19 protein-coding genes and 1 riboswitch are annotated in these 19,533 nt (G+C 71.4%); of the genes, 4 read left to right on the top strand and 15 right to left on the bottom strand.

Annotated features, from left to right (window positions below):
- The first annotated feature begins 5 nt into the window (after window positions 1-5).
- On the top strand, window positions 6-1,400 hold the full coding sequence (locus Ate02nite_RS22600) for a PepSY-associated TM helix domain-containing protein (protein WP_203808814.1): 1,395 nt from the start codon (window positions 6-8) through the stop codon (window positions 1,398-1,400).
- A gap of 690 nt (window positions 1,401-2,090) precedes the next feature.
- Here the strand turns inward: Ate02nite_RS22600 and Ate02nite_RS22605 are convergent.
- The 3 genes from Ate02nite_RS22605 to Ate02nite_RS22615 all read right to left on the bottom strand — a co-directional run bounded on the left by Ate02nite_RS22605 (window position 2,091) and on the right by Ate02nite_RS22615 (window position 4,635).
- Complete coding sequence (locus tag Ate02nite_RS22605) at window positions 2,091-2,660, bottom strand: copper resistance CopC family protein (RefSeq protein ID WP_438871240.1); 570 nt, start codon at window positions 2,658-2,660, stop codon at window positions 2,091-2,093.
- 143 nt (window positions 2,661-2,803) lie between these two features.
- Window positions 2,804-4,036, bottom strand: a complete 1,233-nt coding sequence (locus Ate02nite_RS22610; protein WP_203808742.1) for a Dyp-type peroxidase — start codon at window positions 4,034-4,036, stop codon at window positions 2,804-2,806.
- Window positions 4,033-4,635: a copper chaperone PCu(A)C gene (locus Ate02nite_RS22615; protein WP_203808744.1), complete on the bottom strand. Its 603-nt coding sequence runs from the start codon at window positions 4,633-4,635 to the stop codon at window positions 4,033-4,035. Before Ate02nite_RS22615 ends, Ate02nite_RS22610 begins: the two co-directional genes overlap by 4 nt.
- A gap of 109 nt (window positions 4,636-4,744) precedes the next feature.
- Here Ate02nite_RS22615 and Ate02nite_RS22620 point away from each other — a divergent pair, with 109 nt between their 5' ends.
- The gene (locus tag Ate02nite_RS22620) at window positions 4,745-5,284 is read left to right on the top strand and encodes a sigma-70 family RNA polymerase sigma factor (RefSeq protein WP_239147605.1); all 540 of its coding nucleotides are present in this window, start codon (window positions 4,745-4,747) and stop codon (window positions 5,282-5,284) included.
- On the opposite strand, the gene Ate02nite_RS22625 is transcribed toward Ate02nite_RS22620, so the two are convergent.
- Both Ate02nite_RS22625 and Ate02nite_RS22630 read right to left on the bottom strand, forming a co-directional pair.
- The gene (locus tag Ate02nite_RS22625; RefSeq protein ID WP_203808746.1) at window positions 5,285-5,674 is read right to left on the bottom strand and encodes a restriction endonuclease; all 390 of its coding nucleotides are present in this window, start codon (window positions 5,672-5,674) and stop codon (window positions 5,285-5,287) included.
- 113 nt (window positions 5,675-5,787) lie between these two features.
- A complete protein-coding gene (locus tag Ate02nite_RS22630) occupies window positions 5,788-6,660 on the bottom strand; it encodes an MBL fold metallo-hydrolase (RefSeq protein ID WP_203808748.1) in 873 nt (290 codons plus the stop codon).
- Window positions 6,661-6,880: 220 nt separating this feature from the next.
- Between Ate02nite_RS22630 and Ate02nite_RS22635 the strand changes: the two genes are divergently transcribed.
- Window positions 6,881-7,231, top strand: coding sequence for a hypothetical protein (locus Ate02nite_RS22635; RefSeq protein WP_203808750.1), 351 nt, complete (start codon window positions 6,881-6,883; stop codon window positions 7,229-7,231).
- Here Ate02nite_RS22635 and Ate02nite_RS22640 read toward each other — a convergent pair.
- The 9 genes from Ate02nite_RS22640 to Ate02nite_RS22680 are packed head-to-tail and all read right to left on the bottom strand — an operon-like array spanning window position 7,220 to window position 17,600.
- Window positions 7,220-8,566 carry an NtaA/DmoA family FMN-dependent monooxygenase gene (locus Ate02nite_RS22640; protein ID WP_203808752.1) on the bottom strand — a complete coding sequence of 449 codons (1,347 nt, stop codon included), beginning with the start codon at window positions 8,564-8,566 and terminating at the stop codon, window positions 7,220-7,222. The genes Ate02nite_RS22635 and Ate02nite_RS22640 overlap by 12 nt on opposite strands.
- The gene (locus Ate02nite_RS22645; RefSeq protein WP_203808754.1) at window positions 8,563-9,681 is read right to left on the bottom strand and encodes an LLM class flavin-dependent oxidoreductase; all 1,119 of its coding nucleotides are present in this window, start codon (window positions 9,679-9,681) and stop codon (window positions 8,563-8,565) included. The genes Ate02nite_RS22640 and Ate02nite_RS22645 overlap by 4 nt, the downstream gene beginning before the upstream one ends.
- A complete protein-coding gene (locus Ate02nite_RS22650) occupies window positions 9,678-10,373 on the bottom strand; it encodes a GNAT family N-acetyltransferase (RefSeq protein WP_203808756.1) in 696 nt (231 codons plus the stop codon). Before Ate02nite_RS22650 ends, Ate02nite_RS22645 begins: the two co-directional genes overlap by 4 nt.
- Entirely contained in the window at window positions 10,370-11,545 is a 1,176-nt protein-coding gene (locus Ate02nite_RS22655; RefSeq protein ID WP_239147606.1) for an LLM class flavin-dependent oxidoreductase, read from the bottom strand. Before Ate02nite_RS22655 ends, Ate02nite_RS22650 begins: the two co-directional genes overlap by 4 nt.
- Window positions 11,546-11,556: 11 nt before the next feature.
- Window positions 11,557-12,636: an FAD-dependent oxidoreductase gene (locus Ate02nite_RS22660; RefSeq protein WP_203808760.1), complete on the bottom strand. Its 1,080-nt coding sequence runs from the start codon at window positions 12,634-12,636 to the stop codon at window positions 11,557-11,559.
- On the bottom strand, window positions 12,633-14,240 hold the full coding sequence (locus Ate02nite_RS22665) for a dipeptide ABC transporter ATP-binding protein (RefSeq protein WP_203808762.1): 1,608 nt from the start codon (window positions 14,238-14,240) through the stop codon (window positions 12,633-12,635). The genes Ate02nite_RS22660 and Ate02nite_RS22665 overlap by 4 nt, the downstream gene beginning before the upstream one ends.
- Window positions 14,237-15,046 (bottom strand): ABC transporter permease, encoded by an 810-nt coding sequence (locus tag Ate02nite_RS22670; protein ID WP_203808764.1) that lies wholly within the window; start codon window positions 15,044-15,046, stop codon window positions 14,237-14,239. The genes Ate02nite_RS22665 and Ate02nite_RS22670 overlap by 4 nt, the downstream gene beginning before the upstream one ends.
- Window positions 15,043-15,963: an ABC transporter permease gene (locus Ate02nite_RS22675; protein ID WP_239147607.1), complete on the bottom strand. Its 921-nt coding sequence runs from the start codon at window positions 15,961-15,963 to the stop codon at window positions 15,043-15,045. The genes Ate02nite_RS22670 and Ate02nite_RS22675 overlap by 4 nt, the downstream gene beginning before the upstream one ends.
- Window positions 15,960-17,600, bottom strand: coding sequence for an ABC transporter substrate-binding protein (locus Ate02nite_RS22680; protein ID WP_203808766.1), 1,641 nt, complete (start codon window positions 17,598-17,600; stop codon window positions 15,960-15,962). Before Ate02nite_RS22680 ends, Ate02nite_RS22675 begins: the two co-directional genes overlap by 4 nt.
- Before the next feature lie 25 nt (window positions 17,601-17,625).
- A riboswitch (SAM riboswitch) is annotated at window positions 17,626-17,736 on the bottom strand.
- Window positions 17,737-17,958: 222 nt separating this feature from the next.
- Here Ate02nite_RS22680 and Ate02nite_RS22685 point away from each other — a divergent pair.
- Window positions 17,959-18,651: a TetR/AcrR family transcriptional regulator gene (locus tag Ate02nite_RS22685; protein WP_203808768.1), complete on the top strand. Its 693-nt coding sequence runs from the start codon at window positions 17,959-17,961 to the stop codon at window positions 18,649-18,651.
- Here Ate02nite_RS22685 and Ate02nite_RS22690 read toward each other — a convergent pair.
- Window positions 18,638-19,525, bottom strand: a complete 888-nt coding sequence (locus tag Ate02nite_RS22690; RefSeq protein ID WP_203808770.1) for an intradiol ring-cleavage dioxygenase — start codon at window positions 19,523-19,525, stop codon at window positions 18,638-18,640. The two genes, Ate02nite_RS22685 and Ate02nite_RS22690, sit on opposite strands and share 14 nt — an antisense overlap.
- Window positions 19,526-19,533 lie beyond the last annotated feature (8 nt).

Raw genomic sequence — 19,533 nt, forward strand, 5'->3', positions numbered from 1 at the left:
GGCAGGTGCGCACCGCGCCCGCCGCTACCTTCGGACCGCTGCTGCTGCGGTTGCACTTCTACGCCGGGATCCTGGTTGCGCCATTCCTGTTGCTGGCGGCGCTGACCGGGCTCGCGTACGCGTTCTCCCCGCAACTCGACCGGGCCGTCTATGCCGACGAACTCGTCGTCGCCGACCCGGGTGGCTCGGTCAAGCCGCTCGCCGAGCAGATCGCCGCGGCCCGCGCCACCCACCCGGCCGGGGCCGTGACCGCCGTCCGGCCCGGCGGCGGTGCCGCCACCACCCAGGTCGACTTCTCGTCCCCGGAACTCGACTTCGAACACCAGCACACCGTGTACGTCGACCAGTACACCGGCGCGGTCACCGGCCAGCTCACCACCTGGTGGACCAGCACGCCGATGCAGACCTGGCTGGACGACATGCACACCAGCCTGCATCTCGGTCCGGTCGGCAACCTCTACTCCGAGCTGGCCGCCAGCTGGCTGGCCGTCATCGCCCTGGGCGGGCTCATTCTTTGGTGGCGCCGCCAGCGCGGACGCCGCATGCTGACCCCAGATCTAAAGGCCAAGAAGGGGGTACGCCGAACGCGCGGTTTCCACGCCGCGACCGGCGTGTGGCTGACCCTGGGACTGTTGTTCCTGGCGTTGACCGGTCTGACCTGGTCGCAGTACGCGGGCGCCAACTTCGGCGCGGCGGTGGACGCCCTGCACGGCAGCCGGCCGGCCGTGTCCACCGCGCTGGCCGGTGAACCGGCGGCATCCGGCGGCGGCCACCACGACATGGGCGCCGGCCCGGCGACCGCCACCACCGTCGATCTCGCGATGGTCGACGCGGTCATGAAGGTGGCGCAGGACAACGGCATCGACGGGCCGGTCTCCATCGCCGTCCCGGCCGACGCCACCACCGCCTGGTCGGTGACCGAGACCGGAGCCCACTGGCCAGTACAGCGGGACGCGGTCGCCATCGACTCCGCCTCCGGCGCGGTGACCGACCGGAGCGACTTCGCCGACTGGCCGTTCATGGCCAAGCTGACCCAGTGGGGCATCTACGCCCACATGGGCCAGCTGTTCGGCCTGGTCAACCAGCTGCTGCTGGCGGCCCTGGCGGTCGGCCTGATCTGCGTGATCGTCTGGGGGTACCGGATGTGGTGGCAGCGTCGCCCCACCCGAGCCGACCGCCGGGCACCGGTCGGCGCGCCACCGGCCCGCGGCGCCTGGCAGCAGCTGCCACCGTGGGGCATCGCGGTCGGCGTCCCGTTGGTGTTCGGGGTGGCTTGGGCGGTGCCGCTGTTCGGCATCCCGCTGGCCGCGTTCCTGCTGATCGACTTCGCCGTCGCCGCGATCCGCTCCCGTCGCCGGGAACCGGCCGTTCCGGTCTCCCCGGCGCCCGCCGGCCGCTGACCGGGCCCGGCAGCGCGAGTGGCAGGCGCTCATTACTGCTGCTCGCGCTGCCGCGCCCCGGGCTCAGATCCTGGTGCTGACCATGCTCGCGACCTCCCGCATGGTGGTCACCGGTCTCGGATTCTGGTTCGGCGTACCGCATCGCGGCGCCGTTCCTGCATTGTGGACAGCGCTTCCGCATTGCGAGCGCATCGCAGAGCGAAGAGCGCGATATTCCGTATATGTCCCCCGCTGTTGAGTCAGCTCAGCTGGATCTTGCGGACTTGCCGTGAGGAGATAACAGCAAGTCCGCAAGATCTGAAGCGGGCGCGAAAAGGCGCAGATCCGCGCCCGGTCAGCTGGCAGTTGCCCACGTCGGCCAGGGCTGCACGCATCGGTAGGCCGAGCGAAGCGAGTTAGTTGCGGTTGGCCTTTGGGCCGGGCGCGGGCGCGAGTAGCCGGGCTGGCTACGGCTGGGGTGGGCCGGCGGGGTCGCGGTGGTCGGGCTGGCTGCGGCTGGGGTTGAGCGGCGGGGTCGCGGTGGTCGGGCTGGCTGCGGCTGGGGTTGGGCCGGCGGGGCTGTGGGTGGTCGAGTCGGGTGCGGGCGCGGGTGATCGGGCTGCCTGCGGCTGATGTTCGGAGCGGCGGCGGTCGCGGTGGTCCGGCCGGCTGCGGTTGGCGTTTTGGCCGACGGTGGGTGAACCGGGCTGGCTAGGCGACGGGCTCGCTTTGGGGCGCGGTGCGCCGCTTCGCCGACAAATACAGGTAGACCGCAGCTGCGGCTAGCAGCAGTCCGGCGGCGCCCAGGCCGATCAGGACGCCGGTCGGCATGCCGCTGCTGGAGTCGGCCTCGGACGACGGCGGGGCGGCTGCCGCCGACGTTGCCGCTGCGGTGGTGGGCGTGGGCGTGGCCGAGGGGGACGGTTGGGCCGGGTCGGTGACGGTGAACGTGTAGGAGCCCTGCACGGTGTGGCCGTCGTTTGACACCACTCGGTAGGCGACCGTGTAGGTGCCGTTGGTCAGCGGCTGGCTGAACTCGAGGGTGCTGGTCGCCCGGTCGATGGCCGGGGGAGCGGCGGGGATGCGCTGCTTCGCGGCGTCGCTGACGACGATCGTGGTGAAGTCGGGGTTGAGACGCTGGCTGAAGGTCAGCGAGACCGCGGTGGGTGCTTTCGTGAGGGCCGCGCCCTTGGCCGGCACCGACGAGACCAGCGAGGTGTGCGCCCACGCGGGAACGCCGGGCAGCAGTACGACCGCCAACGCCACCACGGCCAGCAGCACTCTCCCGGCGCCGCCGACTCTCGCGCCGGCGACCCTCGTGCCGTCGGCCGGGGTTGCGTTGGCGGGCCGGGCTGCGCTGGTGAGTCGGATCCCGCTGGGGACTCGGGGTGTGGTGCGGGCCGACGGTGTGTGGGCTGGGTGGGTCAAGCCAGCAGGGTGGCGCCTATCCAGCTGCCGTCGGTGCAGCCGGGTGGGACGGCGAAGACGGCGGAACCAATTGGGGTTATCCATTCGTTCAGCAGGTCCTTGTCGGCTAGGCGTTGCTGGATGGGTACGTACTGGCGGGCTATGTCTTTCTGGTACGAAGCGAAGATCAAACCCGCATCGGGATGGCCGGCGGCGTCCGGCATGCCGTCATAGTTGTACGGGCGGCGCAGGATCTTCAGCGTCGGATCCGTTACGTGGGCTCGGGTCACGTGGGAGAAGTCCGGCATGGACGGCAGGCCGGAGGCGTCGACGGCGGTGAAGTTGGGCTCGTCGTGTTCCTGCTGGCCGCTCAGCGGGGCGCCGGACTCCAGGCGGCGGCCCACCGCGTTCTCCTTGTCCGAGACCGCGAGGATGTCCCACTTCTCGATCTCGGCGCGGATCCGGCGCACCACCAACGTCGTGGAGCCGTCCTCGTTCCACACGGCCGGGTCGATCTCGGCGGTCCCGCGCGGATTGGCGGTGCCGTCGAGCTGGCCCAGCACATTGCGCTGGGTGTGCTCGGGGGCCTGGACGCCGGGGCTGCGCCGGAAGCCCTGCTGCACCCAGCGGATCGCGGCGAACGGCCTCGCGTCCTTGATCAGCATGCGCTGGGTGTGCGCGACGGTCAGCGGGTCGTCGGCGCAGATCTGCAGCAGCAGGTCGCCGCCGGACCAGCGCCGTTCCAGCCGGTCGATCTTGAAGGCGGGCAGGTCCGCGACCGGCGACTTCAGGCCGGCGGCGCGGTAGAGGCCGGGACCGAAGCCGAACGTCACGGTCAGCCGGGCCGGCAACCCGGCCAGGGTGGCGTCGGTGTCGCCCAGCGCCGGCTCGCCCCGGGTGAGCCGGGCCGCGTCGTCGGAGAGCAACCGCAGCATCCGGCCCAGCGCGCGCCGGTCGGTGCCGGCCGCGAGGGTGAACGCCACGAACGCGGCGTGCGCGGGCGGATCCTCGGACACGCCCGCCTGGCGTGGGCCGTGGAACGCGACGGTGGCCGTACCGGTATCCAGATCGGTGGTGGCCGCGACCGGTGTCGCCGGGCCGGAAGGGCCGGAAGGGTGGGAAAGGCCGGAACGGCCGGAAGGGCCGGAAGAGCCGGAGCTGTCGGGAAGGGCGGCGACCGCCCCGGCTCCGGCCGCGGCGCCGAGGCCGGCGATACCGGCCCCGGCGAGCAGACGACGGCGGGTCGTCACGGCGTGGCGCTCCCCATCGGCATGCCGGGGGTCGGCATGCCGGAGGCGGGCATGCCGGAGGCCGGCATCGACATGTCCGGGGCGTAGCTCTCGCCGGCTCCGGCGAACGGCTTCGCGATCGCGGTGAACGGGACGGTCGTGCCGTCGGCGAGCTTCAGCGTGAACGTCACCTCGTCGCCGGCCTCGATCGCCTTGGCCGGGCTCATCAACATCAGGTGGTCGCCGCCGGGGGAGAGCTCGTGCGTGCCGCCGGCCTTGATCAGGAAGCCGCCCTCCTTGGGCTGCATGACCATCTTCCCGTCCTTCATGGTCATCTCGTGCAGCTCCATCGGCGACGCGGGCGACTCGGCCGAGACCACCGTGACGTCGGCGCCGGTGCCGTTGGTCAGCACCCCGAAAGCAGCGGTCATCTCACCGGCCGGGGCCGCCTTGACCCACGGGTCCTTGATCGTCAGGGAGGTGGCGGCGGCGGAGGGTGTTGCGGTCGGCGTACTCCCGGTGGCGGCATCGTTGCCGCAGCCGGCCAGACCGAGAGTGACCAGCAGCCCGGCCGTGGCCGCGATGCGCGTAAGCGTATTTTTCGTGATATCCACGGTCATTGGTCCTACGGTGTCGCCGAATAGTTCCCGCCAGTTTCTAGATAGTCGTCGAAACCGGCGGCCCGGTTCCCGGGTGAACCTTTCGGCCGGTCGGCGCGTACCTCGGGGTGTGACCGACGCCGACCCCCTGGCCGACCTGGCGTACGCGGCCGGGCGTGGCGACCGGGCCGCGCTCACCGACCTGATCCGCCTCACCCAGCGTGACGTGATGCGCTTCCTGTCCCCGCTGACCTCGCCGGGTGAGGTGGAGGATCTCGCGCAGGAGACCTACCTGCGGGCGGTGGGTGCGCTGCCGCGGTTCGCCGGGCGCTCGTCGGTGCGTACCTGGCTGTTTTCGATCGCCCGCCGGGTCGCCGCCGATCACGTCCGGTACGCGACCCGCCGGCCCCGCACCGCGCCGTTGCCGGACGGTGAGGCGCCGGCCGTGCCGGCCCGCTTCGAGGAACACCACGCCTTGACCGAGTTGGTCCGGGGCCTGGCCGCCGACCGCCGGGAGGCGTTCCTGCTGACCCAGGTGGCCGGCCTCTCGTACGCCGAGGCGGCCGAGATCTGCGACTGCCCGGTCGGCACGATCCGCTCCCGGATCGCCCGCGCCCGCGAGGACCTGGTCATCGCGATGCGCGTCCAGGAGTCCCGCAACGCGGGTTGATCAGCTCGTCTCCCGGAGTTGAACGGTGGCCCACCAGGACAGCGTGCCGGAATCGACGAGGGTGACGCCGCCGCGTGCGGCGGCCTGCAGCACCGGCTGGGTGAGCGGCTGGTCGGTCACCAGCACGGTCAGGTCGCCGCGCCGGAGGTAGCGGTTGGTCTCGGCGAAGCGGTGCACATCGGACGGCGCGAGCGGGGTCTGGTCGTGATGGCACCGGATCAGCCAGCGCCGGCCGTCGGCGCCGACACCGATCACGTCGGTGCCGAGATGGCCGAGGCCGGCGGTGATCGTCACCCGGCGCCAGCCGCCGGCCCGCATCAGCTCGGCGACACGTCCGGCCGACATCATCGGCGCCGGGTCTGACTTCCGGGTCCGTACAGATTGCCGCATGCCGATCACAGTGGCGCGACCGCGCCGGTTCCGCATCGGCCTCCGGCCGCGATCACCTGGCGAGTACGGGGTCTACGCAGCGATTTCATGCGATCGGGTACGGCCGATGGGGTTCACTGCGGCAGGACGCAGATGATGAAATCGGCGAAGGCGTGCGGGCCGGGGCGCCCGTCCACCTCGCCGACCGCCGTGCGGAGGTCGCGCAACTGCGATGTGGTCATCTGCAGCGGCGGCTCGTCGGGCTGGTACGTGGTGAAGACCGGATAGTCCACGCCCGGCTTGGTGGTCATCTCGATGTGGCAGCCGAGCACGTGGGTCACCGGCCGTGACTCGGCCAACTCGACCAGGCGGTCGACGGTGCGCCGGAAGGCCGGCCAGTCGGAGACGTAGAGCCGCCCCGGATAGACCGTGTCGCCGGTGAACAGCAGCCCGGTGTACCGGTCGTAGAAGGTGACCGCCGCCTCGTGGTGGCCGGGCGTGGCCACGCACTCCAGCACGCGCCCGCCGAGATCGACCTCGCCCGCGTCGCCGGGCTTGTCGAGGCCCAGGTAGGCCCACGCGGCCGCGCGGTTCGCCGCCACGACGCGGGTGTCGGGCCGGTCGGCGAACTGGCCGTCACCCGCGACGTGGTCGCCGTGCGCGTGGGTGTGCAGGACGAGCAGCTCGTAGCCTTCGCGCGGGTGGGTGACCAGCCAGCGCTCTACCAGCTCGTCGACGGTTCGCCGCAGCGGGAAGTGCTCGGCGGAGGCGGTGGCACCGGTATCGAGCAGCACGACCCGCTCGTCCCCGAACAGCAGGAACAGGAACGGCGCCTCGTAGTTGACCGCCTTGTTCTGACGCAGGGCGAATGTGTGCTCGTTGTAGGAGTGCACCTGGATGTCGGGATCGGTGTTGTGCTTGGCCGAGGACGACCCGTGGATCCACGTGACGTCCATCGTGCCGGGCACCGGCGTCGAGGTGGTGAAGTCGATGTGTGTGCCGATCATGATGCTCCCCGTGAGCCCGCGTTCCGCCGCTGACCGCGGCCGTTTCGAGGGTACGGGCTGCCCACCTGACTCAGGCGGCCGGTTTGTCACTCGCGGCGCGATGGCTACCAGAACGTGTGACCCCGGGTCCGGGGCGGCTCGGCGCGCCTAGCCTGGCCGTATGTCGTACGTTGCCGCAAGAGATGGGCGACGGCGCCGGAGCGCCGCCGACCGTGCCCCCGTGGTTCCCGCTCAGCTCGCCGATCTGCACGGCCACAGCGTGGGCCTGCTCGAGGTGCCGCATCACATGATCACCGGGCGTCGGAGCCGGCGCCGGTTCAACCTCGACGACCCGGCCGAGCAGCGCACCGCCTACCAGACCGTGCTGTGCCAGGCCGCCGACTGCTGCGAGGTCAACGACCTGCTCAACCCGAGCGTGCTGCGCCGGCTGTGGCGCAGCCTGCACCTGCCGCAGCGGGTCCGGGAGGCGTGGGAGACCCGCCACCCGGCCCTCTCCCGGCCGCCGTCGGCCGACGACATCAGCCTGACCGGCGCCCAGATGATCGCGGCGCGTACCGCCTCAGCCCGCTGACCCCACCGGCGTGGACAGGCCCAGGTTGTCGCGCAGCGTGGTGCCCTCGTAGTCGGTGCGGAGGGAGCCTCGCTCCTGCAGCAGCGGGACCACCCGGTCGACGAACTCGTCCAGGCCGGTGGGGGTCAGGTGGGAGCCGATGATGAACCCGTCGGAGCCCTCGTTCTGGACGAAATCGTGCAGGCGGTCGGCGATCTGGGTGGGCGTGCCGACGAACTCGACGTGGCCGAAGACGTGGATGGCCAGTTCGCGCAGGGAGTACTTGTTCTCCTCGGCGATGGACCGCCACTGCGCGATGGTGTCGGCCGGGTTCTGGTGGATGCGGGCGCGGCCCTGAATGATCGGCGGGCCGTCCGGGTCGGGGTCCACGTCCGGCAGCGGGCCGTCGGGGTCGTAACCGGAGAGGTCGCGGTTCCAGACGGTCTCCAGCAGGATCTGGGCGCCGCGGCCGGTGATCTGGGCGTGCGCGATCTCCCGGTGCCGTTCGATCGCCTCGGTCTCGGTGTCGGCCAGCACGAACGCCGCGCCGGGCAGGACCTTCACCGAGCCGGGCGGCTTTCCGTGGGCGGCCGCGCGCTGCTGGATCTCGCGGTAGAACGGCTGGGCCTCGGCGAGGGTGTGGTACGGCGAGAAGATCGCGTCGGGGCCACCGCCCGCGGCGAACTCGCGGCCCTCGCTGGACACACCGGCCTGCAGGATCACCGGCTGGCCCTGCGGGCTGCGCGGCACCGTGAAGCGGCCGCTGACGTCGAACTGCTTGCCGCTGAAGGCGAACTCGCCGGCGTCGGGGCGGCTCAGGAACCGGCCGGACTCCTTGTCGGCGGTGATGTCGCCGGCCGACCACGAGTCCCACAGCTGGCGGGCGACGGTGAGGAACTCCTGGGCCCGGACGTAGCGGTCCTCGCGGGCCAGGAAGCCGCCGCGGCGGAAGTTCCGGCCGGTGAAGGCGTCCGACGAGGTGACGATGTTCCAGCCGGCCCGGCCGCCGGACAGGTGGTCCAGAGTGGCCAGTTGGCGGGCCAGCTCGTACGGCTCGTTGAAGGTGGCGTTCAGGGTGGCCACCAGGCCGAGGTGCTCGGTCACCTCGGCCAGCGCGGCCAGGACGGTGAGCGTGTCGGGCCGGCCGATGACGTCCTGGTCGAAGATCTGGCCCTGCCGTTCGCGCAGGACCAGGCCCTCGGCCAGGAAGAAGAAGTCGAACTTGCCGCGCTCGGCGGTCTGCGCGGCGTGCTTGAACGAGGCGAAGTCGATCTGGCTGCCGGCGGCCGGGTCGGACCAGAGGGTCTGGTGGTTCAAGCCGCCGAGGTAGTGGCCGAGGATGATCTGCTTGGTCATCGGAGGGCTCCGGTCGTGAGGGGAGCGAGGCCGAGCCGCTCGCGCAGGGTCGATTCGGCGTACGAGGTGCGGAACAGGCCGCGGCGCTGGAGCTCCGGCACGAGCTGGTCGGTGATCGCGGTCAGGTCGGTGGGCAGCACGCCCGGCCGCAGCCGCACCCCGGCGTAGCCGAGCTGGTGAAGTTCCTCGATCTGGTCGGCGATCTGGCCGGCGGTGCCGGCGACGATCTTCGCGTCCGAGAAGAACGCCGGATCATGGCCGCCGAACAGCACGATCAGGTCGGCGAAGACCAGAGACGGCCGCCCGTCGACCTCGGCCAGGATGTCCCGGGCGCCCGCCGGGTCGTGCGGCGTCACGAACAGGACGTCGGCGGCGCGGGCCGCCAGCTGGTACGGCACGGTGCCGTGGCCGAGGGCGGTGACCACCGGCTGGCCCTGCGGCGGGCGCGGGGTGATGGACGGGCCGCGCACCGAGAACCAGCGGCCCTCGAAGTCGATGTAGTGCAACTTCTCCCGGTCGATGAACCGCCCGGTCGCGGCGTCGCGGATCTCGGCGTCGTCGTCCCAGCTGTCCCACAGCCGGCGGACCACCTCGACGAAGTCGGCGGCCTCGTCGAACCGCTCGGCGATCAGCTGCTGGATCGCCGGATCCTGCAGGTTGTCCAGGCTGATCGCCGGGAACTCGCGGCGGCCGAACAGCGCGGTCTCGCCGCCGAGTCCACCCACCCGGATCTGCACCCCGGCCCGGCCGGTGCTGACGTAGTCGAGCGTGGCGATCGCGGTGGACACGTGGAACGGCTCGGTGTGGGTGGCGGTCACCGTCGGCACGATGCCGATGTGCGCCGACGCCGGTGCCACCCGGGCCGCGATCAGGGTGGCGTCGAGCCGGCCGCGAACCTGGTCGACGCGGTCGTCCGGCGCGAAGTGGTCGGCCGACTGGATGGTGAGCGAGTCGTCGATCGTCACGAAGTCGATCAGGCCGCGCTCGGCCTCGGCGACCAGCCCTTTCCAGTAGCCGGCGGTGAACAGGTCCTGCGGGCGGGCGGCCGGGTCGCGCCAGGCGTCCGGATGCCAGCCGGCGCCGTCCAGAGCGACGGCCAGGTGCAGCTGTGTCATGGTTTTCCCCTTCCGGGAACGGGACTGCGCAGCGCCGAGAAGAGAACCTTCCGGCGCACCTCGAACCCGATCGACTCGTACAGCCGGATGGCGTTGATGTTCTCGGCCGACGCGTGCATGAACGGCGTCTCGCCGCGCTCGCGGATGTTGTGGGCAACCGCCCGGACCAGCCCGGACGCCAGGCCTTGCCCGCGGAAGTCCGGGTCGGTGCAGACCGCGCTGATCTCGGTCCAACCGGGTGGGTGCAGGCGCTCACCGGCCATCGCGATCAACGACCCATTCCGGCGTACGCCGAGGTAGGTGCCCAGTTGGTAGGTGCGCGGCGCGAACGGGCCGGGTTTGGTACGGGCCACCAGATCGAGCATCTCCGGAACGTCGGCGGCGCCGAGGACCACCGCCTCCGGGAACGGCTCGGACCGCAGCGCGCCGGTCGCGACCAGCTGGACGCCGTCGCCGGAGAACTCGACCGTCCAGCCGTCCGGCGGGGCCGAGATCTCGCCGGCCAGCAGCACCAGCGAGTCCGGCCCGACCAGCGCGAGCAGGTCGGCCCACACCTCGTCGTCCTGCACCGGCGGCACCGCCATGATCGGAGACACGTCGGCGGGGTAACGCAGCGCCCGCCCGGTGCCCTCGGCGAAGTGGGCGTGCGGGCCGGTCAGCGACTGCCAGGCCGCCTCGTCGATGACGGTCACCAGTTGCCCCGCCGCTTCCACTCCGCGGCCAGCAGCTCGTAGGACCGCACCCGGTCGGGATGGTCGTGGGTGATCGTGGTGATCGCCAGTTCGTTCGCGCCGGTGGCGTCGCGCAGCTGCTCGAGCCGGTCCGCGACGGTGCGCGGCGAGCCGACCAGCTGGGTCTCGATCCGGTCCCGGACCAGCTCGCGCTCCTCGGGCGTCCACTCGTGCGCGGCGGCCTCGGCGGGCGTGGGGAACGGAATCGCGCCGACGCCGGCCCGGATGCCGCGCACCCACAGGCCGTAGCCGGACGCCAGCTCGGCGGCTTCCTCGTCGGACGAGGCCACCACGACGTCGGCGGAGACCGCGATGTGCGGCTCGTCGAGGTACTTGGACGGGCGGAACGCCGCCCGGTACGCCTTGACCGCGTCCAGGACGGTGGACGGGCTGTGGTGGTAACCGGCCACGAACCGCAGCCCGCGCTCGCCGGCCACGGTCGCGCTGGAACCGCCGGACGCGCCCAGGATCCACACCTGGACCGGGGCGTCCTCGCCCGGGTAGGCGTGCACGGGTGCGCCGCCGGGGGAGACGTAGGTGCCGGCCAGGAAGTCGAGGATGTCGCTGATCTGGCTGTCGTAGTCGGGGGTGTACGCGCCCGGCTGCTGCAACAGGTCGAGGAACGCGGCCACCTTCCCACCCGCGGTCTTCAGCAGCGCGGTGAAGTCGTACTGCTTGGGCAGCAGCAGGCCGTTGTCGGCGCGCTTCTCGACGTCGTGTTCCCCGCCGCCGCGCAGCGCGGTGTAGGCGGAGACGGCCGCCTTGACGGTGGATCCGTCGGCCGGTTTCTGCCGCCCGATCGACCGGCCCACCCCGAGGTCGAGCCGGCCCGGGTAGGCGGCGTCGAGCAGCCCGAACTCCTCGACGGTGGCGAGGGGCTGGCGGTGTCCGAGTTGGACGCCGGCCGAGCCGAGCCGGATGGTGCTGGTGGCCGACCCGACCAGGGCGATCGACACGGCCGGGGAGACGCCGAGCACGCCGGGGTTGAGGTGGTGCTCGGCGAACCAGTAACGGTGGTAGCCGAAACGCTCGGTCTGCTGGGCGAGATCGATGAGGTTGCGCGCGGCCTCGGCGGTGCCGGTGCCGCTGCTGCGCGGTATGAGATCCAGTACGGACAGGGGCGTGGTGCTCACGGGAGTCCTCCTCATCGAGCGAAGGTGAAACGCGGATCTGGACGGGTCCCGTCGACGGCGAGGTCGGCGAGAACGCGTCCGATGGCGGGCACGAACTTGAATCCGTGCCCGGAGAAGCCGGTGGCCACCACCACGGGGCCGAGGCGGTCCAGGACGAAGTTGCTGTCGGGCGTGGTGGTGTAGGTGCAGCTGATCGGGGTGAAGTCGTCGGCGTCGACCCCGGGCAGCCAGGTGCGGGCGTAGTCGCGCAGCGCGGCCAACTGGTTCGGCTCGGGGGTGAAGTCGCGATGGTCGGGGTCGACCTCGGGCCCGATGCCGTGGAAGCCGACCTTGATGCCTTCACCCGGGGTGGCCAGGCCGTAGATGCCATCCGCGGAAGCGAAAATGTGGCCGAAGCTGGGCCAGCCGTCCTCGGGCAGCAGCGGGGCGAAGTGCGCGGGCTGCTCCTGGGTCACCCGCAGCGGCGGCAGCGGGACCAGGTCACCGACCAGTTTGGACGCCCACGCGTTGACCGCCGCCACCACCCGGCGGGCCGGATAGGAGCCGGAATCGGTGTGCACGACCACGGAGTCCTCGCCCCGCACCTCGATCGAGGTCACCGGGGTGGAGTGCCGCACCACCGCGCCCTCCTTGGCGGCGGCCTGCTGCAGGGCCGCGACGGCGTGATCAGCGTGCAGGCGGCCGCTGTCCGGGTGGAACAGGGCCCGGGTGTCGAAGCGGATGCCGGGCCAGCGCTCGGCCGCCTCGGCCGGGGTGAGCCAGTCGCGGCGCACCCCGTTGGCGGCGAGCCCGTCGGCCAGCAGGTGCAGATGCGGGTGGTCGCCGTGGTCGACGCCGCCGGTGACGGTCAGCAGCTGGGTGTCCGTGACGTCCTCGAGTTCCCGCCACCGCGTCTGCGCCTCACGAGCGAGTCCGATGTAGACGGAGTCGGGGTAGGAGAGGCGGAAGATCCGGGACGCGCCGTGCGAGGCGCCGCGGACGTGCCCCGCCTCGAACTGCTCCAGCAGCACCACGTCCAGGCCCCGGCGGGCCAGCTGCCAGGCCGCGGCGGAACCCATCGCCCCACCACCGACCACGACGACGTCGGTCATCGAATTACCTCCGTGCTCTTCAAGGTCGGTACCGCGGCCAGCAGGCTCTTGGTGTACTCGTGCCGCGGATCGTGGAAGATCTGCTCGACGTCGCCGGACTCGACGACCTTGCCGTCCTTCATCACCAGCACCCGGTCGCTGACGTGGTAGACGACGCCGAGGTGGTGCGAGATGAAGACGTACGAGATGCCCAGCTCCGCCTGCAGATCGGCGAGCAGGTCGAGCACCTGGGCCTGGATGGACACGTCCAGCGCCGACACCGGCTCGTCGCAGACGATGACCCGGGGCTCGGGGGCGAGCGCCCGGGCGATCGCGACCCGCTGCCGCTGGCCGCCGGACAGCTGGGCCGGCCGCCGATCGAGGACCTGCGCGCTCAGCCCGACCTGGTCGAGCAGCGCGACCACCCGGGCCCGGCGTTCGGCGCGCGGCACCCCGGCCACCGCCAGCGGCTCCGCGACGATCCGGTGCACCGGATAGCGCGGGTCGAACGAACTCAGCGGATCCTGGTAGACCACCTGGATCCGGCGGCGCAGCAGACGCTGCGACTTGGCGTCGATCTCGCTCCAGATGGTGCCGTCGACGTCGACCGTGCCGGAGTCGGCCGTTTCGAGGTCGAGCAGCAGCCGCGCGGTGGTGGTCTTGCCGGAGCCCGACTCGCCGACGATGCCGAGCGTCTCGCCGGACCGCAACTGCAGCGACACGTCATCGACGGCGGTGATCACGCCGTACGCCTTGATCAGGTTTTTGGCCTCCAGGACGATCTCCGGTCCGGTTTCCGGCCGCGGCTGGGCGACGGGCCCGCCGACGGCGGGCGACAGCCGGGTGCCCCGGGCATGAGCGACCGGCACGGCCGCAAGCAACTGCCGGGTGTACGGGTGGGAAGGGTCCTCGAGCACCTGCCGGGTCGGGCCCTGCTCCACGAACACGCCGTCCTTCATCACCAGCACGTAATCGGCCACCGTGGACACCACGGCCAGGTCGTGACTGATCAGCAGCAGCGCGGTGCCGGCCGCCCGGCGATGGGCGAGCAGCTGCAGGATCTGCGCCTGCACCGTCACGTCCAGCGCGGTGGTGGGTTCGTCGGCGATCAGCAGGGCCGGGTCGGCCGCGATGGCCGACGCGATGAGGGCTCGCTGCCGCAGGCCGCCGGAGAGCTGGTGCGGGTACTGCCCGGCCCGCAGTTCCGGCTGCGGCACCCCGACGTCCCGGAACAGGTCGAGCACCTTCGCGTCGACCTCGGCCCGGGGAACCGTGCCGTGCGTCCGCAGCGCCTCGCCGATTTCCGCACCCACCGTGCGGGCCGGGTCGAGCGAGACCAGCGCGTCCTGCAGCACGAACCCGACCCGCCGGCCGCGCAGCCGCCGCCACCGGCCCTCGGGCAGCCGGCGCGCGTCGGTGCCGTCGATGTCGAGGCGGTCGGCCCGCACGGTCGAGCCCCGGCCGGCCAGGCCGATCAGGCTGCGCGCGGTGACGCTCTTGCCCGACCCGGACTCGCCGACGATGGCCACGCTCTGCCCGGCCTCGATCCGGAACGAAATACCGCGGACGGCATGCACGGCCCCGAATCTCACGTCCAGGTTCGCCACGTCCACCAGCGCCGTCATGCCTGGGACCGTCCTTCCACCCGCAGCTGCAGGAACTGGCCGGCGACCGTGATCGCCAGCACCGTGGCGGTGATGGCCAGCCCCGGGAAGATCGCCGGCCACCAGGCGACCGTGAAGTAGTCGCGACTGCTGGACAACATCGCGCCCCACTCGGCGGTCGGCGCCTGCGGGCCGAGACCGAGGAAGCTCAGCGACGACCCGATGCTGATCGCCGCGCCGATGCCGATGGTGGCCAGCACCAGCACCGGCCCGAGCGCGTTCGGCACCAGATGACGCAGGACGATCTGCGGCCGGGACCAGCCGAGCGCCTTGGCCGCCTCGAGGTAGGCGGCACCGCGGATCCGGATCACCTCGCCGCGGACGACCCGGGCGTAGCCGGGGGTGGTGACCAGCGCGAGTCCGATGATCGAGTTGCGGACGCCCGGCCCGAGCACCGCGATGACCAGCAGCACCAGCAGCAGACCGGGGATCGACAGGAAGATGTCGAGCAGCCGGTTCACCACCGTGTTCAGGACCCGGCCGCCCTGCGCGGCCAAAACCCCGATGGCCGAGCCGGCGATCAGGGCCAGGGCCGAGGCGGTCACCCCGATCAACAGCGACAGCCGTACGCCGGTGACCACCCGGGCGTAGATGTCCCGGCCGTTCTGATCGGTGCCGAACCAGTGCTGTCCGCTCGGTGGGCTGAGCGTGCTCTGGATGTCGGCCGCGTTCGGGTCGGTCGCGGAGAACAGATGCGGCCAGATCGCGGCCAGGGCCAGCACGAACAGGAAGACGAAGCTGAGTACGACGCCGGGCCGCGACCTCATCGGACGACCTCCGGGGCTTTGCGCAGCCGCGGGTCCAGCAGCGGGTAGAGCGCGTCGACGGCCAGGTTGACCACCACGTACACCAGCGCCGAGATCAGCACGATCGCGGCGACCAGCGGGAAGTCCCGCTGGCTGATCGCGCCCACGGTCAGGTGCCCGAGCCCCTGCCGGGAGAAGACGCTCTCGATCACCACCGCGCCGCTGACGAACGCGCCCACCAGCCAGCCGGTCAGCGTGACCACCGGCAGCACCGCGTGCCGCAGGGCATGCCGCAGCAGGACCGCCGCCGACCGCAGGCCCCGGGCCCGGGCGGTGATGATGAACGGCTCCTCCAGCACCCGTTCCAGGCCCTGCCGCAGCACCTGGCTGAGCATCGCGGCCGGCGCCAGGCCGAGCGCGATCGACGGCAGCACCAGCCCGTTGAAGCCGTTCGCGCCGATCGCCGGGAACCAGTGAAGCCGGAACGAGAACACCGTCAGCAGCAGGATGCCGAGCCAGAACGACGGCACCGCGACGCTGACCACCTCGGCGGTGGCGGCCGGGCCGCGGATCCACCGCGGCCGGTTGGCCGTCGCCACCGCCACCACCACCGAGCCGACCAGGGCGAAAGCGACGCCGCCGAGCAGCAGCGCGAACGTCGACCCGGCCTGCTGTTCGAGGGCGGTGGAGACCGCCACCCCCTGGTTGTACGAGTGGCCGAGGTCGCCGTGCAGCAGTCGCCCGAGGTAGCCGAGATACTGCTGCCAGAGCGGCTTGTCGAGGGAGTAGTCCTGGATGATCTGGGCGCGGATCTCCGGGGTGACCCGGGACTGGCCGATGATCGCGTCGACGATGCTGCCCGGAATCAGGTGCAGGGCGAGGAACGTGACCGTCACCGCGCCCCAGAGCACCAGGACCGCGGAGGCGACCCGTCTCACGGGCGCTTCCAGGCGTCGTAGAAGGTCGGGAAGGCCTGCGGCTCGAACTGCACGTCCCGCACCTTGGTGCTGGAGCCGAGCAGGTAGTTGAAGACGTACACCGGGAAGACCGCGACCGCGTCGGTGATCCGGTGCTGGGCATCGCCGTACAGCTCGGCCTGTTTGGTCAGATCGGTCGTCGCGAGAGCGTCGGTGAAGTCCTTGTCGATCGCGGGATCGCTGGTGAAGGACAGGTTGGTGCCGAAGCCGCCCTTGGGCGCGTTCTCCGCGCCGAACAGGGTGCGCAGTGCGTCGGGGGAGGACCGCTGCCAGCTGAAGTCGGCCAGGTCGTAGTTTCCGGCGCCGACGTCGGCCAGGTAGGCGTTGATGTCCGGGTTGGTGTTGTCGACGAAGATGCCGATCTGCTTGGCGGCCGCCTGGATCTGGTCGGCCAGGGTGTCGCGCTGCTCCCGGGCGTACGCCTTCAGGAACGGATGCCGCACGGTCAGCCGGGCGCCGTTCTTGGTGCGGTAACCCTCGCCGTCCCGGCCGGTCCAGCCGGCCGCGTCGAGCAACTTGTTCGCCTCGTCGGCGTTGTAGGCGTACGCCGCCTCAATGGTCTTGTCGTAACCGACGGTGGCCGGCGACAGCGGCCCCTTGGCCGGCTGGAACTGTCCGAAGTAGAGCTTGCTGACGATGGTCTGCCAGTCGATGCCCTCGCGGAACGCCTTGCGCACGTTGGCGTCGGCGAACACGCCCTTGGCGGTGTTCGGGTAGTAGTTGTAGTTGCCGCCCGGGGCCGCGGCCGCCTGCACCGTGAAGCCCGGCGTGTTCTTCAGCTGCGCCACGTTGACCGGCGGCACGCTGGCGATCGCGTCGATCTGCCCGCTGGTCAGCGCGCCGTACCGGGACGCGTCCTCGGGCACCACCTTGATCGACAGCTGGCTCAGGTAGGCCGCACCGGTGTGCTTGGCGGTGCCCGGCGCCCAGTTGTAGGCGTCGTTGCGGGCGTAGTCGATGCCCTTGCCCTTGCTGTAGCCGCCGGTGCTGGTGAACGGCCCGGTCCCGACGATGTGGGTGCACAGGTCGGCGGGCGGCTTGGTCAGCGTGGACGGCGCCTCGATGCCCAGGTAGGCGGAGGCGAGGCTGGGCAGGAAGGCCGAGTTCGGCGTCTTGAACGTCACCTGCACATGGGTGGGGTCTGCCACCGTCGTACCCGCATAGGTCGCGATCGTCCCGGCCGCGAGCTGGGATTTCGTCGCCGGGGCGACGATGTGGTCGAGGTTGGCCTTCACCGCCGCCGCGTCGAACTTCTCGCCGTTGCTGAAGGTCACGCCGTCACGCAGGGTGAACGAATAGGTGAGCTGGTCGGCCGAGACCGACCACTCGGTGGCCAGCCACGGGTGGATCGTGCCGTCCGCGCTCAGCGAGACCAGTGAGTCCAGGATCGGGCGGGAGAACAGCCCGTCCACGTCGGCCGGGCTCTGGTGCGGATCGAGGCAGGAACCGTCGGTGTTGACCGCGAAGGTGAGGCTGCCGCCGCTGACCGGAGTGCCGGTGCTCGCCGTCGGCGAGTCACCGGCCTCGGCCCCGGAGCAGGCGGTCAGCAGAAGGGCGGGAAGGGCCAGGGCCCACAACTTTCGAGAAGAAGAAGGCATGGGGGTGTCGCTCCTAGTGCCTGAGAAGCCGCGGTTACCGCACAGCCGTTGTGCGGTCGTGTCTTCACCCGGGGCACCCCGTCGCGAGGAGGGTTGCCGGCCAACAAGCCGGGGCTGAGCGCTGGCACTCGTAACACGCCGGTTCGTTACCGGTAACACCGACACTAAGTCGTTGCGCCATCAAAGTCTATAAGACCTATAGGATTACTATCCGTGAGAGCGGATGGCGGCGGCACCGGACTCGGCCAGCCAGTCGTCGAGGGTGCGCAGTCCGGGGCGCGGGCCGACGCGCCGGTGTCGGATACAGTCACGATTCGGAATGGTCCACCCGTTTTGGCGCCGGCAAGGATTGCGTGACATGACGACCAGGGTTGACGCGCGTCGCAATCGGGAGCTGGTGCTGCGCGCCGCGGCGCAGGTGCTGGCCGAGGACGGGCGGGAGGTTTCGCTCAGCCGGATCGCCCGGCGGGCCGGGGTCGGCGCGGGCACCGTCTATCGGCACTTCCCCAGCAAGGAGTTCCTGGTCGAGGCGGTGTTCGCCGAGCAGATCGACGGGTTCGTGGCGGCCGCCGACCGGTGGACCGCGCGGGCCGCGCCCGGTGACGCGCTGTTCGGGTTCCTGTTCGAGGTGATCGACAAGTCCACCGGGACCAAGCCGGTCTGCGACGTGATCACCGCCGACCGGGGCTGGCCGCACGCCCTGCTGACCGCGGCGGTCCAGCGGTTCCGGGACGCCCTCGACCGGATGCTGGCCCGGGCCAAGCAGGCCGGGGCGGTCCGGGCCGACCTGCGGGCCGACGACCTGGCCGCGCTGATCGCCGGCGGGGCGGCGCTGCGGGCGGCGCACCGCAACCGGGCCCGCGGCACCCGGATGGTCCGGCTGCTGCTGGAGAGTCTGCGTACCGAATCCCGGGAGTTTCGTGACATCGAGCGTCACGAAACGTGTGCCGAGTGCGGCACCGGGCTGCCGATCCGGGCCACCGGGCGGCCGGCCCGCTTCTGCGGACCGACCTGCCGTCAGCGGGCCCGCCGCCGGGTCACCGCCCGCTAGGCGGGGCGCCGCCGCCGGACGGGGTCGTGGTGGTGTCCACCCCGGCGGTCAGCGAGGCGGCGTAACCGGCGCTGACGCTGCCGGTCACCGTGGCCAGCTGGGAGACGCCCGAGTCGTCGCTGAACACGTTGTCGGTGGCCAGGGTGACCTGGGCGAGGTTCTTGACCGAGGCCTCGTAACCCGTGGTCGCGTACACCGTGTCGCAGTCTGATTTCGGCATCGCGACCTGGGAGGTGGCGATGGCGTTCGAGGCGCTGGTGGTGCTCGCCTGGTCGGGGTAGACCTCGAAGTGGATGTGCGGCCACCGGCCGGAATAGCAGGCCGGGAAGATGCTGGTGAACTTCACCTGGCCGGCGCTGTCGGCGATCTGCACGCCGCGCAGGTAGTTCTCGTCGGTGATGCCGGTGGAGTACATCGAGTACTCGCCGGAGCGGGTGCAGTGCCAGACGTACACCGCCACCCCGGCGAAGGCGGCGCCGTCGTTGGCCAGGTCCTTGATGGTGAGGGTGAGCGTCATCGGCACGCCCTCGGCGGTGCCGCTCGCGTCGCCGAAGCTGGACGTGATGTCGCTGCGCACGATGCCGCTCTCGGCGAGCACGTTCGGCCCGTTCGACCCGTCCCCGGGGTAGGGGCCGGCGGTCTCGTCCGGGATCTCGGTGGTGGAAGTAGACGCCGACGTGGTGGTCTCCACCACCGAATCATCGGATGAGGATGAGGAAGAACCGCAGGCCGTGAGACCGAGACCGAGAGCCCCGGCTCCCACGGCCCGCAGCAGGCCACGACGGCTCAGCAACGTGTCGAGATCGAAGCCGAGGCCCTGGTCGAACACCTCTTCGTCGGGCCGGGGCAGGGGGCGTCCTTCAAACTGAGCCATTTGACCAG

The organism is Paractinoplanes tereljensis (genome assembly GCF_016862435.1).
Classification (GTDB): domain Bacteria; phylum Actinomycetota; class Actinomycetes; order Mycobacteriales; family Micromonosporaceae; genus Actinoplanes; species Actinoplanes tereljensis.

Bases quoted from the DNA above. Each gene is read 5' to 3' on its own strand.
- Ate02nite_RS22665 (WP_203808762.1), bottom strand. From the start codon at position 14,240: ATGACGGCGCTGGTGGACGTGGCGAACCTGGACGTGAGATTCGGGGCC.
- Ate02nite_RS22615 (WP_203808744.1), bottom strand. From the start codon at position 4,635: ATGACCGTGGATATCACGAAAAATACGCTTACGCGCATCGCGGCCACG.
- Ate02nite_RS22660 (WP_203808760.1), bottom strand. From the start codon at position 12,636: ATGACCGACGTCGTCGTGGTCGGTGGTGGGGCGATGGGTTCCGCCGCG.
- Ate02nite_RS22640 (WP_203808752.1), bottom strand. From the start codon at position 8,566: ATGACCAAGCAGATCATCCTCGGCCACTACCTCGGCGGCTTGAACCAC.
- Ate02nite_RS22680 (WP_203808766.1), bottom strand. From the start codon at position 17,600: ATGCCTTCTTCTTCTCGAAAGTTGTGGGCCCTGGCCCTTCCCGCCCTT.
- Ate02nite_RS22630 (WP_203808748.1), bottom strand. From the start codon at position 6,660: ATGATCGGCACACACATCGACTTCACCACCTCGACGCCGGTGCCCGGC.
- Ate02nite_RS22625 (WP_203808746.1), bottom strand. From the start codon at position 5,674: ATGCGGCAATCTGTACGGACCCGGAAGTCAGACCCGGCGCCGATGATG.
- Ate02nite_RS22690 (WP_203808770.1), bottom strand. From the start codon at position 19,525: ATGGCTCAGTTTGAAGGACGCCCCCTGCCCCGGCCCGACGAAGAGGTG.
- Ate02nite_RS22670 (WP_203808764.1), bottom strand. From the start codon at position 15,046: ATGAGGTCGCGGCCCGGCGTCGTACTCAGCTTCGTCTTCCTGTTCGTG.
- Ate02nite_RS22685 (WP_203808768.1), top strand. From the start codon at position 17,959: ATGACGACCAGGGTTGACGCGCGTCGCAATCGGGAGCTGGTGCTGCGC.
- Ate02nite_RS22645 (WP_203808754.1), bottom strand. From the start codon at position 9,681: ATGACACAGCTGCACCTGGCCGTCGCTCTGGACGGCGCCGGCTGGCAT.